Source organism: Streptomyces sp. NPDC111656 (assembly GCF_055656965.1).
In genome coordinates this window covers 132912-147709 of the sequence record NZ_JBVKCA010000019.1, presented here as the reverse complement: position 1 = coordinate 147709, position 14798 = coordinate 132912, and the positions used below count along the sequence as shown (strand labels likewise).

The following is a 14798-nucleotide window of genomic DNA, read 5'->3' as shown; positions in this document are numbered from 1 at the left end:
AGGGGCGCGGGGAACTGCGCGCCCGGCCCCCACCGGCCCGCGGCCGAACGAAGCGGGTGGCGGGGATACGGGGCGCAGCCCCGCCACAGGGGCGCGGGGAACTGCGCGAACACCCCCCACCGGCCCGCAGCCGGAAAACCGGTCAGTCGTGGAGGTGGGCTCCGCAGTGGGGCCACGGGCTCGTGCCCCGGCGGATGTACAGCTTCTTCGCCCGGCGGGTCTGCTCCGCGGCCGGCGCGTCCTGGGGTCGCCCGGACCCCCCGAGCGTGTGCCAGGTGTGGGTGTCGAACTGGTACAGGCCGCCGTAGGTGCCGGAGGGGTCCACGGCGCCGGGGCGACCGCCGGACTCGCACGCCGCGAGCCCGGACCAGTTCAGACGGTCCGCCTCCCGCATGGCATCGGGCCGCGGCTTCGTACCGACCCGCACCACCTGTCCACGCGGCTCCCGGAACACCTCGTCCCCGACCCTCCGCGGCTTCTGCCTGACCCCGTTGACGGTCCGCAGCAGGTAGGTGACCCGCCGGGTCCCGGGCTCCCCGGCCCGGTCGACGACCTCGGTGCCACGGAACAGCAAGGGGTCGTTCGTCCGTGTCGTCAGAAAGGGGATGGCCTCCTCGCGGACCTCCTGGGTGCCGGTGATCCGCATCACGCTGACCGTCTGTCCGTCCCGGGGGAAGCTCCCTGACGGGACGGACGTCGTGTCCTCGCCGTGGAGGGTGATCCCGGCCTCCTCGACGGCCTCGCCGACGGTCGCCGCGTTCGTCCGGATCGTCCGTGCCCGCCCGTCCGCCATGATCGTCACCGTCCGCTCGGTGCGGACGTCGAGCGCGAGGCCCTGACGGCCGATGCGCTGGGAGCGCGAGGTCGACAGGTACGCCCCCTCGGCGCGCACCCCGAGCTGCTGGAGCGCCCCGTCCACCGTGTGCGCCGTCGTCCAGACCTCGTGCGGCTGTCCGTCGAGGGTGAGCCGCACGGGCCGCCCGTAGTGGATCGCGATCTCGTCACCGCTGGTCAGCCCGGTGCCGGGGGCGGGCGCGACCACGTCGTGCTCGCCGACGCGCACGCCCTCCTCGGCGAGCAGTTCGGTCACGTCGTCGGCGAAGGTGTGCAGCGTGCGCGCCTTCCCGTCGACACTGAGCTCGATGGCCTTGTCGCTGGCGACGAAGGCGGAGGCGCCGCCCGCGAGGAAGGCGACGACCAGCGCCTGGGGCAGCAGCCGCAGCGGGTCGGGACGCTCGGCGGCGCGCCGGCGCCGGGCTGCGCGCCGGGCAGCGGCCCGCCCGCCGGACCGGGGCTCCTGCGCCGAACCCCCGAGCGCCTGCGTCTGCACCAACGTCGGCGTCTGCCGGGGCAGTATCGGCTCGGTCGGCGCCTCGGACACCGCCAGTGCCTCGTACGCGGGCCGGTAGGTGTCCACGTAGCCGCCGCGGTCCGGGCTTGCGGCACCGTACGGCGGCCGCTCACCAGTTCCTCGGTCCACGAACGACATTCCAGTCAGGCCATACGTCTCGTACTGCGACTTGGGCGAGTTGCTCACGACGACACGCTCCAGGAGATCCGGCGGAGTAAGAGGGGTGCCCGGAGGGCTCGTTCAGGGTGGTGGTGGTGGGAGACGGGCGGGCGACCAGAACCTAGCGGAGCGGTCGTCACTCTCCCAAGCAACGCGGCTACGCTGTGTCGCGACACTGCCCTGAGGTGTGACCCCGCAAAATGGCCGGAAGTGCCATCCCTCAGTAACCGAAGGCCCGCGCCGTGTTCGCCGCGAGCGCCGTCGCCAGCGTGTCCTCGTCGATGCCCCGCACGGCCGCCATGGCGCGCACCGTGATCGGAATGAGATAGGGCGCGTTGGGCCGTCCGCGGTACGGGGCGGGGGTCAGGAAGGGCGCGTCGGTCTCGACGAGGAGGAGCTCCAGGGGGGCCACGGCCAGCGCGTCGCGCAGTGGCTGGGCGTTCTTGAAGGTCATGTTTCCGGCGAAGGACATGTAGTACCCGGCCTGGGCGCAGATTTCGGCCATCACCGCGTCGCCGGAGTAGCAGTGGAAGACGGTCCGCTCGGGCGCGCCCTCCTCCTTCAGGACGCGCAGCACGTCGGCGTGTGCGTCCCGGTCGTGGATGACCAGGGCCTTTCCGTGCCGCTTGGCGATCTCTATGTGGGCGCGGAAGGAGCGCTCCTGAGCGGCCTTGCCTTCGGGGCCCGTACGGAAGTAGTCGAGCCCGGTCTCGCCGACGCCCTTGACCTGGGGCAGGGCGGCGAGGCGGTCGATCTCGGCGAGGGCCTCGTCCAGGGCACCGTCGCCGCCGGGCTGCCGTGCGCCCTGGCGGGACCAGCCGTCGGGGTCGCCGTGCACGATACGGGGCGCCTCGTTGGGGTGCAGGGCGACGGTCGCGTGGACGGCCTCGTACGCGGCGGCGGTCTCGGCCGCCCAGCGGGAGCCCAACAGGTCGCATCCGACCTGGACGACCGTGGTCACGCCGACCGAGGCGGCCTTGGCGAGGCCTTCCTCGACGGTGCCGGACTGCATGTCGAGGTGGGTGTGCGAGTCGGTGACGGGGACGCGCAGCGGCTCGGGGAGCGGTGGTGCTTCGGTCTTGTCGGAGGACATGCCCCGATCCTACGAAAGGGGCATGCCGGACCGGACCTCACCCGGGCGAGGTCACCGCGCTCCCGCGATCAGCCCGCCTTGCGGTGGTGGAAGGGGTGTAGCAGGTCGGAGAGGTGCCAGTGGTGGGGTTCCCTGGGCACGGCCGGCTGGTCGACGGCCTCGTCGTGGGCCTGCTCGGGGTGGGCCGGCACCGGGCGGTGCGTGTGCTGATGCATGGAGTTCTGGACGGAGGACACCTGTCCTGCGCGCATGATGCGCACCACGTGTCCGTCGCAGTTCTGGCAGGAGGGCCGACTCAGCGGCGACGGCACGACATGGCCGTCCGCCACGTACATCACGAACTCGCCGCCCTCGGCGTCGCGGTGGTGCTCTATCTCGAACGACTGCTCCCAGCCGTGCCCGCAGCGCATGCATGCGAAGGAATACGACTCGTTGACGACGGCGGTCGCCGCGCTGCGGTTGCCGGTCTGCCCTGCGATCTCACTCATGCCAGCTCCTGCTGTTCCGCTGGACAAGCGCCCCCGGTCGGCGGGGGCGAGGGACGGGTACGTCCCTTCAACCAGTGGACGCTTCTCCGCGCGGGAACGCATCAGGCCTGTCGACTATTGGAGTCGTTTTGGCCTTTCCTTGTCGGAATGCCGCCGAGACACGGCCTGAGCTTTGCTTTCCGTGCAGGCCCTTTGCCCTTCTATGGGGCGCTGTGCGCCGCGTTCTTTGCCGCGACCACCGCATCGAAGACATCGCGCTTGGGAATCCCCGCCTCGGCCGCGACCGCCGCGATGGCCTCCTTGCGGCGCTCTCCCGCCTCTTCCCGCACCCGCACCCTGCGCACCAGTTCGCCCGCGTCCAGTTCCTCGGCGCCCTTGTCCGGCGCGCCCTCGACCACCACCGTGATCTCCCCGCGGACGCCCTCGGCGGCCCAGGCGGCCAGCTCGCCCAGCGGTCCGCGCTTGACCTCCTCGTACGTCTTGGTCAGCTCGCGGCAGACGGCGGCCCGCCGCCCGTCCCCGAAGACCTCGGCCATCGCGGCGAGGGTGTCGTCGAGGCGGTGCGGGGCCTCGAAGTAGACCATCGTGCGGCGCTCGCCCTCGACCTCCCGCAGCCGGGACAGCCGCTCGCCCGCCTTCCTCGGCAGAAATCCCTCGAAGCAGAACCGGTCGACGGGCAGCCCGGACAGCGCGAGCGCGGTGAGCACGGCGGACGGGCCGGGTACGGCGGTGACCTTGATGTCCTTCTCGACGGCCGCGGCGACCAGCCGGTACCCGGGGTCGGAGACGGACGGCATCCCGGCGTCGGTCACCAGCAGCACGCGCGCCCCGCCGACCAGCGCCTCGACGAGTTCGGGCGTGCGGGCGGCCTCGTTCCCCTCGAAGTACGACACCACGCGCCCGGTGGGCTGCACGCCCAGCGCCTGGGTCAGTCGGCGCAGCCTGCGGGTGTCCTCGGCGGCGACGACGTCCGCGCCCGCCAGCTCCTGGGCGAGCCGGGGCGGGGCGTCGGCCACGTCGCCGATGGGGGTGCCGGCCAAAACAAGGGTTCCTGTCACGGTTCCATCCTCGCAGGGGCATTCGGCGGCGGCCGCATCCACCCATTAGGCCCGTGCACGGGACTCCCACAGACCTGTTCCCTACGATGGCGCGGTGACCAGTACCGCGTCCTCCACGGACACCCGGCAGGGCCAGGCAACCGAAGAACGGCGGCCGTCGTGGCAGCAGCGGCTGCGCCGCTTCGGATACAACGCGCCGCCCAGAAGCGATGTGCGTGATCGGCTCGTACCGCCGTACGCCGAGCCCAGCCCCCGGATCTGGGCTGCGTTCGGGCTGCGCCACGAGGTCGCGGAGCGCATCACGCGCTGGTCGGGCTGGGGCGGCCCGCTGCTCGTGACCCTGATGGCGGGGCTGATGCGGTTCTGGAACCTGGGCAGCCCGAAGGCGGTGATATTCGACGAGACGTACTACGCCAAGGACGCCTGGGCACTGATCCACCGCGGGTACGAGGTCAACTGGGACAAGAACGCCAATGATCTGATCCTGCAGAACAACGGGCACGTCGGCATTCCCTCCGACGCCGCCTATGTGGTGCATCCCCCGGTCGGCAAGTACGTCATCGGGCTCGGCGAATGGATGTTCGGCTTCAACCCGTTCGGCTGGCGTTTCATGACGGCGCTGCTCGGCACGCTGTCGGTGCTGCTGCTGTGCCGGATCGGGCGCCGGATGTTCCGCTCGACGTTCCTGGGCTGTCTCGCGGGCGCGCTGATGGCGGTGGACGGGCTGCACTTCGTGATGAGCCGCACCTCGCTGCTCGACGGTGTGCTGATGTTCTTCGTGCTGGCGGCCTTCGGCTGCCTGGTCGTGGACCGCGACCGCGCGCGTGCCCGGCTGGCGGCCGCCCTGCCCACGGACCCGGACGGTCTCGTACGCCCCGACGCGCACATCGCCGAGTCCACCCGCCTCGGCTGGCGCCCCTGGCGCTGGACGGCCGGTCTGATGCTGGGCCTGGCCCTCGGCACCAAGTGGAGCGGCCTGTACATCCTCTTCGCGTTCTGCGTGATGGCGGTCCTGTGGGACGTCGGCGCGCGCCGGGTCGCGGGCGCCCGTCACCCGTATGTGGCGGCCCTCAAGCACGACACGGGCATCACGTTTCTCGCGACGGTCCCGGTGGCGATCGCCACGTACTTCATCTCCTGGACCGGCTGGATCCTCTCCCCCACGAACGGCAAGGGCGGCTACTTCCGCAACTGGGCCGCGACCGACGGCAAGGGCGGCAGCTGGAGCTTCCTGCCCGACTGGCTGCGCAGCCTGTGGCACTACGAGCACGAGGTGTACGAGTTCCACGTCGGCCTCTCGTCCCCGCACACCTACCAGTCGAACCCGTGGAGCTGGATCGTCCTGGGCCGCCCGGTCTCGTACTTCTACGAGTCCCCGCTGCCCGGCAAGGACGGCTGCCCGGCGGACGCGGGCGACAAGTGCGCCCGCGAGGTCCTGGCCCTGGGCACGCCCCTCCTCTGGTGGGCCGCCTGCTTCGCGATCGTCTACGTCCTGTGGCGCTGGGCCTTCCGCCGCGACTGGCGGGCGGGCGCGATCGCCTGCGGCATCGCGGCAGGCTACCTCCCCTGGTTCATGTACCAGGAGCGCACGATCTTCTTCTTCTACGCCATCATCTTCGTCCCGTTCCTGTGCCTGGCGGTCGCCATGATGATCGGCGCGATCCTCGGCCCACCCGGCTCCACGGAACGCCGCCGCGTCATCGGCGCGGCGAGCGCGGGCGTCCTGGTCCTCCTGATCGCCTGGAACTTCATCTACTTCTGGCCCCTGTACACGGGCACCGCGATCCCCATAGACCAGTGGCGCTCCCGGATGTGGCTGGACACCTGGGTCTAGCTGCACAGACACACCAAGAGGGCGCGGCAGCCTGCCGCGCCCTCTTGGTCGTGGTCGGCACCGCTGTTGCCGTCTCCCCCGTCGGGTCAGGGACGGTAGTGGTCGGTCATGGTGGGCGAAGAGCTGTGCACGGAGGCAGCGTTGTAGGAGACCCTGTCGTTGTACGCCTGCAGCCGCCGCGCTTGCTCGATCAGGCGACCGTCGACGTTCTCCGTGCTGCCGTTCCTTCGGCGCCGGAGCACGAAGAGCAGGACCAGTACCGCTGCCACCAACAGACCGAACAGCACGCCGAGCTCGATCACAGACGGCCCCCCGAGTGAGTGAGTGACCCTCCACGATAACGAGCAGACGTGGACGCGCACACGACCTCGACCCCCGGCGTCCTGGAGGACCCGGACCCGCACCCCTGGCAGCGGGTGATGGCGCCGGTTCCTCCGTTCCGCCCGGTCCCCGTGGCCCGGCCCTGCGGACACGGGCAGAACGCACCGGGCCGTCCTGGTCGTTGACCGGTGTTCACGGATACGACTGGATACCCGGTCTAACGATTCGGAGAATCTCCGCCCCATCCACCACTCCTCCCGCATACAGTGCCCTGCAGACCGGCTTTTCTGAACGCGTTCAGAAGTTCGGGAGAGGGGTCCACGGGGAGGGTTTCGCGCGATGCGCAAGGGGGCAAAGGTCGCCGTCATCGGCAGTGTGTTCGCCGTGATGGTGGGGGGTGCCGGATACGGCGCCTTCAATGTGATGTCGGCGCTCAGCGGGAGCGAGGGCGGGGGCTCGGGGAGCGGCGGACCCGCGGCCGTGAAGACCGGGCCGCCGAGCGGCGCGGAGGTCAAGGAGACCTCGACGAAGTTCTTCGCCGCCTGGGAGCAGGGGGACGCCGCCAAGGCCGCCGCGTACACCAACTTCGCCCAGAAGGCGCAGGAGTTGCTGGCCGGTTACCGCGACGACGCACACCTCACCGGTGTGAAGATCACCCCGGGGGCGGCGACGGGAGCCACCGTGCCGTTCTCCGTCAAAGCGACGGTGTCGTTCGAAGGGAAGTCCAAGCCCTTCGCGTACGACTCCCGGCTGACCGTCGTACGCGGCGAGACCACCGGGAAGGCGCTGGTCGACTGGAAGCCGTCCGTCGTGCATCCCGAGTTGCAGGAAGGAGACACGCTGGTCACGGGCGAGTCGGCGAGCCCGCCCATCGAGGCCGTGGACCGGAACAACGTTGTCCTGACGAAGGAGAAGTACCCCTCGCTGGGACCGATCCTGGACGCGCTGCGCGAGAAGTACGGCGACACGGCGGGCGGTACGGCCGGAGTCGAGCTGGCGATCCATCACGCGACCGAGGGCGCGGGGGACACCGCCCTGGTGACCCTCGCCAAGGGCAAGGCCGGCAAGCTGCGCACCACCCTCAGTGCGAACGTGCAGGCCGCTGCGGAGAAGGCGGTCTCCCGGTACGCCGAGTCGTCCGTGGTGGCCGTGCAGCCGAGCAGCGGCGAGGTGCTGGCGGTCGCCAACCACCGCGCGGACGGCTTCAACGCGGCCTTCCAGGGCACCCTGGCCCCCGGCTCCACGATGAAGATCATCACCGCGGCGATGCTCATCGACAACGGCGTGACCACCATGAACGGCCCGGCGCCCTGCCCGCCGACCGCGACCTGGCAGAGCCAGACCTTCCACAACCTCACCAACCTCGCACCGAACGAGAAGGCGAGCCTCGCCAACAGCTTCATGCGGTCCTGCAACACGGCCTTCGTGAAACTGATCGACGAGAAGCCGCTCACGGACGAGTCCCTGACGACCGAGGCACAGACGCGCTTCGGCCTCGGCCAGAACAACTGGAAGACCGGCATCCCCTCCTTCGACGGCAACATCCCCGCCTCCGGCGGCCCGGACCGCGCCGCGAACGCGATCGGCCAGGGCCAGGTCCAGATGAGCCCGCTGAACATGGCGTCGGTCACGGCGACGGCGATGACGGGCACCTTCCGGCAGCCGGTCATCGTCTCGCCCAAGCTCGACGACCGGGAACTGGCGAAGGCGAAGGGCCTGCCCAGCAGTACGTCCGCGCAGCTGCGCGCGATGATGAACCTCACCGCGACCAGCGGCACCGCCGCCCAGGTGATGGCGGGGCTCGGCAGCGACATCGGCGCCAAGACCGGCTCCGCGGAGGTCGACGCCCAGTCCAAGTCGAACAGCTGGTTCACCGGCTACCGGAACGACATCGCGGCCGCCGCGATGACCCAGGGAGGCGGGCACGGGGTGGACGCGGCCGGTCCGATCGTCGCAGCTGTGCTACGAACGGGCGGCTGAAGTCACCCTTGACAGGGCGGGACCCTAGGGTGGGGGTTCTCGTTGAGGAGCATGAGGGTGCCGGGGGACTTGGGGAACAGGCGGAGGATCGAGAGCTGTGGGGAACAGAAGGCGCGTCGCCGAGCGACGAAAGACGAAGCCCGCCGTGGTCGGCGGGCTGATCGCGGTGGTCGTCGGCGGCGGAGCGTTCGGCGCCTACAGCCTGTACGGCGGCGGGGCGTCGGCCGAGGACCGTACGTCGGAGACCGCCGCCCACAAGGCCGTGAAGACCGGTCCGCCGTCGGCGGCCGAGGTCACGACGCTGTCCACGCGGTTCCTGACCGCCTGGCAGAGCGGTGACGTCGCGAAGGCGGCCGCGGCCACCGACGACTCGGCGGCCGCGACGACCTTGCTGACCGGCTACGGCAAGGACGCTCACATCACCGGCGTCAAGCTCACGCCGGGCACGGCGTCCGGGTCCTCCGTCCCCTTCTCCGTCAAGGCCACCGTCACGTACAAGGGCAAGAGCAAGCCCCTGACGTACGACTCGAAGCTGACCGTCGTGCGGCGCGCCAAGGACGGTGCGGCGCTGGTCGGCTGGAAGGCGTCGGTCGTGCACCCCGACCTCCAGGACGGCGACCGACTGGTCACCGGTCCGGCGGGCACGCCCCCGGTCACCGCCCTCGACCGCGACGGCGGCGAGATCACCACGGCCAAGTACCCCTCGCTGGGCACGGTGCTGGACGGGCTGCGCGAGAAGTACGGAAAGATCGCCGGCGGCAAGGCGGGCATCGAACTGCGCGTGGCCCGCAAGGCCGCCACCAAGGGCACCCAGAAGACCCCCGACAAGACCCTGGTGACCCTCAGCGAGGGCACCCCGGGGACCGTGAAGACCACGCTCAGCCCGACCCTCCAGGCCGACGCCGAGCAGCAGGTCGCCAAGAAGGACCGGGCGTCCGTGGTCCTGATGCGTCCCTCGACCGGCGAGATCCTCGCGGTCGCCAACACCAGCCACGGCTTCAACACGGCCTTCCAGGGCTCGCTGGCCCCCGGCTCCACCATGAAGGTCATCACGTCGTCGCTGCTCATCGACAAGGGGCTCGCCTCGGCCGACAAGCAGCACCCGTGCCCGAAGTACGTGACGTACGGCGGCTGGAAGTTCCAGAACGACGACAAGTTCGAGATCAAGGGCGGCACGTTCAAGGCGAGCTTCGCGCGCTCCTGCAACACCGCTTTCATCAGCCAGGCCAAGAAGCTGTCGAACTCCGACCTGACGAACCAGGCGCAGCAGTACTTCGGCCTGTCCATGAACAACTGGGCCATCGGCGTCCCGTCCTTCGACGGCTCGGTCCCGGTCCAGTCGGCGGCCCAGATGGCGGCCTCGCTGATCGGCCAGGGCGGGGTCCGCATGAACCCGCTGAACATGGCCTCGGTCGCCTCCACGGTCAAGACGGGCGTCTTCCACCAGCCGTACCTGGTGTCTCCGACGGTCGACAACCGCAAGCTGGCGACGGCCTCCCGCACCCTTTCCGCCACCACCCTCGCCCAGCTCCGGGAACTCATGCAGTACACGGCGGCGTACGGCACCGCCGCCGAGGCGATGTCCGGCCTCGGCCCCGACTACGGCGCGAAGACCGGCTCCGCGGAGGTCGACGGCCAGAAGAAGCCCAACGGCTGGTTCACCGCGTGGAAGGGCGACCTCGCCGCGGCGGGCGTCGTCCAACAGGGCGGCCACGGCGGCGACACGGCGGGCCCGATCGTGGCGACACTCCTGAAGGCGGGAAGCTAGCCGGGCGGGCGACTGGGACCTGTCCGGGCGTTGGCCAAGGCCTGTCCGGGCAGGGAGCCAAGGCCTGTCCGGGCGAGGAACGGGTCGGCCCAGGGAACGATGTCAGTCGAGCTGGAACTCGCTCGCGTGCCTCCTACACCGACCGATAGCGTGCCGCCCATGACGACCGATGCCGCCGAAGAGTCCGGAGCCCACCCCCGTTTCGCCGAGGCCCTGAGGGAGCTGGGCCTCGCTGATCTGCTGCCGCGCATCCGCCGCTTCCCGGACGCGACCCGTACCGCCGCAGAGGCCGCCGCCGCGATCGGGTGCGAGTTGAGCCAGATCTGCAAGTCGCTGATCTTCGCCGCATGGGGGTCCCCCCTGCTCGAGCGGAGTCGAGAGCTTGGGGGAGGGGTGCCCGTGCTCGTACTCATGGACGGGGCGTCGCTGGTCGATTTGGAGCTCGTACGGCGGGAGCTCGGGGCCGGGAAGGTGACGCGGGCCAGGGTCGAGCTGGTACGGGAGACGACCGGGTACGCGATCGGCGGGGTGCCGCCCTTCGGCCACCGTACGAGGACGCGGGTGCTCGCGGACCGTTCGCTGCTCGACCACGACGTGGTGTGGGCCGCGGCCGGCACCCCGTACACCGTGTTCCCCATGGCCCCCAAGACACTGGTCGCGCATGCGGGTGGCACGCTGGTGGACGTGCGCGAGCAACACCTGTGACCCCGCTGGTCACCGCGGCGGTGCTGCTCGCCGCGGTCACCCACGCCAGTTGGAACGCGATCGCGCACCGCATCACCGACAAACTCGTCGGGTTCACGCTGATCGCGGGCGGCGGGGTGCTGATCGGGGTGGCGCTGATGCCGTTCGTGGCGGTGCCGGCGGCCGGGGCGTGGCCGTATCTGCTCGTGTCGGCCGCGATCCACGTCCTGTACTACGTCCTGCTGATGCGCTCCTTCCGGCTGGGCGACTTCGGGCAGGCCTATCCGATCGCCCGCGGGACCGCCCCGCTGGTCGTCACCGTGCTCGCGGCCGTGTTCGCGCACGAGGTGCCGAACGCGTGGGCGGCGGCGGGGATCGCGGTGTCGTGCACGGGGCTGACGGGGGTCGCGCTGTGGGGGATGCGTGGGCGGCGGCCCAACTGGGCCGCCATCGGCGCGGCGTTGGCCACCGGTGTGTCGATCGCCGCGTACACCGTCGTGGACGGACTCGGCGTACGCGCCTCGGGTTCCTCGCTCGGGTACATCGCCTGGCTGATGGCGGTGCAAGGGGTCGTGATCCCGGCGTACGCCGCCTACCGCCTGCGCTCCCGGCTCGTCCCCGTCCTACGGCCCTTCGCCGCCCTGGGGCTGCTCGGCTCGGTGCTGTCCGTGGCGGCGTACGCGCTGGTGCTGTGGGCACAGACGCGCGCGGAACTGGCCCCCATCTCCGCCCTGCGCGAATCCTCGATCATCGTCGGCGCGGCGATCGGGGCGGTGTTCTTCAAGGAGCGGTTCGGGGCGCCGAGGATCGCGGCGGCGGGGCTGCTGCTGGTGGGGATCGGTCTGATGCTGCACGCGGGCTGATGCCGCACACGGCGTGATGGCGCAGGCGAGGACGCCGCACGCGAGGTGATGGCGCACGCGAGGTGGACCGACCGTCAGTGAGCCACCGGGGTCACCGCTGTGTACGTGCGGCGCAGGAAGCGGATCAGAACCTTCGAGTCGAACTGCACCACCGACACGCCTTGCGCGGAGTGGAACTCCACGACCGCCTGCACCCGGCCGCACGGCCACACGCGTACGTCGCCGGACTCGACCGGACCGCGCAGGCCCCGCTCGAGGAGCTCCCGGGGGAAGGCCCACTCGTGGGGGCCGGGCAGCGTCATGTGCACCTGGCGGGGATCAGCATCGGGGTCGTAGCTGAGGGCCACCGGGACAGCCTGGTGTTCGTCCTCGAAGGAGTCTGCCGTGTCGGAGACGATGTGGGCGCGTGCGTACTGTTCGACGGCGGACATGAACCGACTCCTTGCGCTGCGTTACCTGTGTGGAATATATGAACCCGTCACCTCTCCAATGTCGCACATTTAGGAGATTTCGCCCACGGAGTCCCATGCCCACCGGGTTCCCTGATCGACCCCCGCCATGCATCGCCACCTCGCCGCTATTCATGGGCACCTCGCTCTTGCAAGCCGTTCGCAACAAGGCACTATCATCGAACGGTGCATGTTCCTGACGGATTCATCAATGCCCCGGTCTCCGCGGTCACCGGAGTGGTCGCCGCCGGCGCCATCGCCGTGAGCCTGCGGGGCGCCCGCCGCGAACTCGACGAGAAGACCGCGCCGCTCGCCGGCCTGGTCGCCGCCTTCATCTTCGCCGTACAGATGCTGAACTTCCCGGTCGCCGCCGGGACCAGCGGACATCTACTGGGCGGCGCGCTCGCGGCGATACTCGTCGGCCCCTTCACCGGGGTCCTCTGTGTCTCCGTGGTCCTGCTGATGCAGGGCATCCTCTTCGCCGACGGCGGCCTGACCGCACTCGGCGTGAACATCACCGACATGGCGATCGTCACGACCGTCGTCTCGTACGCCGTCTTCCGGGGCCTGGTGAAGGTCCTGCCGCGCAAGAAGCGCTCCATCACCGTGGCGGCCTTCGTCTCCGCGCTCCTCTCCGTCCCGGCGGCCGCCGTCGCCTTCACCCTCATCTACGCCCTAGGCGGCACCACCGACGTCCCGATCACCAAGGTCGCCACCGCGATGATCGGCGTGCACGTCCTCATCGGCATCGGCGAGGCCACCATCACCGCTCTCACGGTCGGCGCGGTCATCGCCGTACGACCGGACCTCGTGTACGGGGCGCGCGGTCTGCAGCAGCGGCTGAAGCTGCGCGTCGGCGGCGAACTGGTCGACACACCCGCGCCCGCCGCCGTCCCCGTGGCAGCCCGGACCTCCCGCCGCAAGGTGTGGGCGGTCGGCCTCGTCACCTCCCTCGTCCTCGCGGGCTTCGTCAGCTTCTACGCCTCCGCGAGCCCCGACGGCCTGGAGAAGGTCGCCAAGGACCAGGGCATCGACCAGAACACCAAGAAGCACCACACCGAGGACTCCCCGCTCGCCGGGTACGGCGTCAAGGACATCTCCGACGCCCGGATCTCCGGCGGCCTCGCGGGCGTGATCGGCGTCGGTGTCACCGTCGTCGCCGGCACGGGCATCTTCTGGGCGGTACGCAGGCGCCGCACCGCCGACGTCTCCCCCACGCAGGTGGCCTGAGGTGGGCGCGGGTCACGCCCACCGGCTCTACCGGCACGGACACTCCCCCGTGCACGCCCTGCCCCCGCACACCAAACTCGCCGCGGCCTTCGCCTTCGTCGTCGTGGTCGTCTCCACCCCGCGCGAGGCGATGTGGGCCTTCGCGCTGTACGCCACGCTCCTGGCCACGGTGGCGTACCAGGCCCAGGTGCCGGCCGCCTTCCTGCTCAAGCGGCTGCTGATCGAGATCCCGTTCGTCGCCTTCGCCGTGCTCATGCCGTTCGTGGCGCAGGGCGAGCGGGTGGACGTCCTCGGTCTGTCGCTCAGCGTGAACGGCCTGTGGGGCGCCTGGAACGTCCTCGCCAAGGGCACCCTGGGCGTCGCCGCCTCCGTGCTCCTCGCCTCGACGACCGAACTGCGCGAACTGCTGCTGGGGCTCCAGCGGTTGAAGCTGCCCCCGCTCCTCGTGCAGATCGCCTCCTTCATGATCCGCTACGGCGATGTCATCACGGACGAGATGCGGCGGATGCGGATCGCGCGGGAGTCGCGGGGCTTCGAGGCCCGGGGTGTACGGCACTGGGGCGTCCTCGCGAAGTCGGCGGGCGCGCTGTTCATCCGCTCCTACGAGCGCGGGGAGCGCGTCCATCTCGCCATGGTGAGCCGGGGGTACGCCGGTTCGATGCCGGTCATCGACGAGGTGACCGCGTCCCGGGCACAGTGGTCGTACGCCCTCGCCCTCCCGTTCGCCGCCCTTGTCGTCTGTCTGCTGGGATGGACCCTGTGACCCCCTCTCTGGAAGTGGCCGGACTGGCCTTCGCCTACCCCGACGGCCACCAGGCCCTCTTCGGCGTCGACTTCACCGTCGGGCGCGGCGAGCGCGTCGCGCTGCTCGGCCCGAACGGCGCCGGCAAGACCACCCTCGTCCTCCATCTCAACGGCATCCTGACCGGCGGCGCCGGGACCGTGACGGTGGCCGGACTCCCGGTCGGCAAGCGGCACATGGCGGAGATCCGGCGCAAGGTCGGCATCGTCTTCCAGGACCCGGACGACCAGCTGTTCATGCCGTCCGTGCGGGAGGATGTCGCCTTCGGACCGGCCGCGGCGGGCCTCAAGGGCGCCGAGCTGGAGGAACGCGTCCGTACGGCCCTGGAGCGGGTCGGCATGGCGGACTTCGCCGACCGCCCCCCGCACCATCTGTCGTTCGGGCAGCGACGCCGGGTGGCCGTCGCGACCGTCCTCGCGATGGAGCCGGAGATCCTCGTCCTCGACGAGCCGTCCTCCAACCTCGACCCGGCCTCACGCCGCGAACTCGCTGACATCCTGCGGTCGTTGGACGTGACCGTCCTCATGGTCACGCACGACCTGCCGTACGCCCTCGAGCTGTGCCCCCGGGCGCTGATCCTGAGCGACGGCGTGATCGCGGCGGACGGGAAGACCGGCGAGCTGCTCTCCGACGACGAGCTGATGCGCACCCACCGCCTGGAGCTGCCCTTCGGTTTCGATCCGCGCTCGACAGCTGTGCGTACTCCGTGACAATGGGC

The 14798-nt window shown here is 70.6% G+C and carries 14 protein-coding genes; 8 read left to right on the top strand and 6 right to left on the bottom strand.

Going from position 1 to position 14798, the window contains the following annotated elements; genetic code table 11:
• Positions 1-142: 142 nt before the first annotated feature.
• The 4 genes from ACZ7M3_RS40830 to rsmI all read right to left on the bottom strand — a co-directional run bounded on the left by ACZ7M3_RS40830 (position 143) and on the right by rsmI (position 4149).
• Positions 143-1537, bottom strand: coding sequence for a ubiquitin-like domain-containing protein (locus ACZ7M3_RS40830; protein WP_472070460.1), 1395 nt, complete (start codon positions 1535-1537; stop codon positions 143-145).
• Between the two features lie 193 nt (positions 1538-1730).
• On the bottom strand, positions 1731-2603 hold the full coding sequence (locus tag ACZ7M3_RS40825; RefSeq protein WP_472070458.1) for a TatD family hydrolase: 873 nt from the start codon (positions 2601-2603) through the stop codon (positions 1731-1733).
• A 68-nt stretch (positions 2604-2671) separates the two neighbouring features.
• Positions 2672-3091 carry a hypothetical protein gene (locus ACZ7M3_RS40820; protein ID WP_450433698.1) on the bottom strand — a complete coding sequence of 140 codons (420 nt, stop codon included), beginning with the start codon at positions 3089-3091 and terminating at the stop codon, positions 2672-2674.
• A gap of 200 nt (positions 3092-3291) precedes the next feature.
• On the bottom strand, positions 3292-4149 hold the full coding sequence (gene rsmI, locus ACZ7M3_RS40815) for a 16S rRNA (cytidine(1402)-2'-O)-methyltransferase (protein WP_095854188.1): 858 nt from the start codon (positions 4147-4149) through the stop codon (positions 3292-3294).
• Between the two features lie 94 nt (positions 4150-4243).
• On the opposite strand from rsmI, the gene ACZ7M3_RS40810 reads away from it, so the two are divergent.
• On the top strand, positions 4244-5983 hold the full coding sequence (locus ACZ7M3_RS40810) for a dolichyl-phosphate-mannose--protein mannosyltransferase (protein ID WP_472070456.1): 1740 nt from the start codon (positions 4244-4246) through the stop codon (positions 5981-5983).
• Between the two features lie 86 nt (positions 5984-6069).
• Here ACZ7M3_RS40810 and ACZ7M3_RS40805 read toward each other — a convergent pair whose 3' ends face one another.
• Positions 6070-6285, bottom strand: coding sequence for a hypothetical protein (locus tag ACZ7M3_RS40805; protein WP_472070454.1), 216 nt, complete (start codon positions 6283-6285; stop codon positions 6070-6072).
• Positions 6286-6643: 358 nt separating this feature from the next.
• Here ACZ7M3_RS40805 and ACZ7M3_RS40800 point away from each other — a divergent pair, with 358 nt between their 5' ends.
• The 4 genes from ACZ7M3_RS40800 (at position 6644) to ACZ7M3_RS40785 (ending at position 11599) form a co-directional block, all read left to right on the top strand.
• Positions 6644-8284, top strand: coding sequence for a penicillin-binding transpeptidase domain-containing protein (locus tag ACZ7M3_RS40800; RefSeq protein WP_472070452.1), 1641 nt, complete (start codon positions 6644-6646; stop codon positions 8282-8284).
• A 97-nt stretch (positions 8285-8381) separates the two neighbouring features.
• Positions 8382-10052 (top strand): penicillin-binding transpeptidase domain-containing protein, encoded by a 1671-nt coding sequence (locus tag ACZ7M3_RS40795; protein ID WP_472070450.1) that lies wholly within the window; start codon positions 8382-8384, stop codon positions 10050-10052.
• A 159-nt stretch (positions 10053-10211) separates the two neighbouring features.
• On the top strand, positions 10212-10757 hold the full coding sequence (locus ACZ7M3_RS40790) for a YbaK/EbsC family protein (RefSeq protein ID WP_472070448.1): 546 nt from the start codon (positions 10212-10214) through the stop codon (positions 10755-10757).
• Positions 10754-11599 carry an EamA family transporter gene (locus ACZ7M3_RS40785; RefSeq protein ID WP_472070446.1) on the top strand — a complete coding sequence of 282 codons (846 nt, stop codon included), beginning with the start codon at positions 10754-10756 and terminating at the stop codon, positions 11597-11599. The genes ACZ7M3_RS40790 and ACZ7M3_RS40785 overlap by 4 nt, the downstream gene beginning before the upstream one ends.
• A 74-nt stretch (positions 11600-11673) precedes the next feature.
• On the opposite strand, the gene ACZ7M3_RS40780 is transcribed toward ACZ7M3_RS40785, so the two are convergent.
• The gene (locus tag ACZ7M3_RS40780) at positions 11674-12030 is read right to left on the bottom strand and encodes an SsgA family sporulation/cell division regulator (RefSeq protein ID WP_355616346.1); all 357 of its coding nucleotides are present in this window, start codon (positions 12028-12030) and stop codon (positions 11674-11676) included.
• A gap of 204 nt (positions 12031-12234) precedes the next feature.
• On the opposite strand from ACZ7M3_RS40780, the gene ACZ7M3_RS40775 reads away from it, so the two are divergent.
• The 3 genes from ACZ7M3_RS40775 to ACZ7M3_RS40765 are packed head-to-tail and all read left to right on the top strand — an operon-like array spanning position 12235 to position 14790.
• Positions 12235-13278, top strand: coding sequence for an energy-coupling factor ABC transporter permease (locus ACZ7M3_RS40775; RefSeq protein ID WP_351300754.1), 1044 nt, complete (start codon positions 12235-12237; stop codon positions 13276-13278).
• 1 nt (position 13279) lies between these two features.
• Positions 13280-14041 (top strand): cobalt ECF transporter T component CbiQ, encoded by a 762-nt coding sequence (cbiQ, locus tag ACZ7M3_RS40770; RefSeq protein ID WP_472070444.1) that lies wholly within the window; start codon positions 13280-13282, stop codon positions 14039-14041.
• Entirely contained in the window at positions 14029-14790 is a 762-nt protein-coding gene (locus ACZ7M3_RS40765) for an energy-coupling factor ABC transporter ATP-binding protein (RefSeq protein ID WP_095854177.1), read from the top strand. Before cbiQ ends, ACZ7M3_RS40765 begins: the two co-directional genes overlap by 13 nt.
• Positions 14791-14798: the final 8 nt, after the last annotated feature.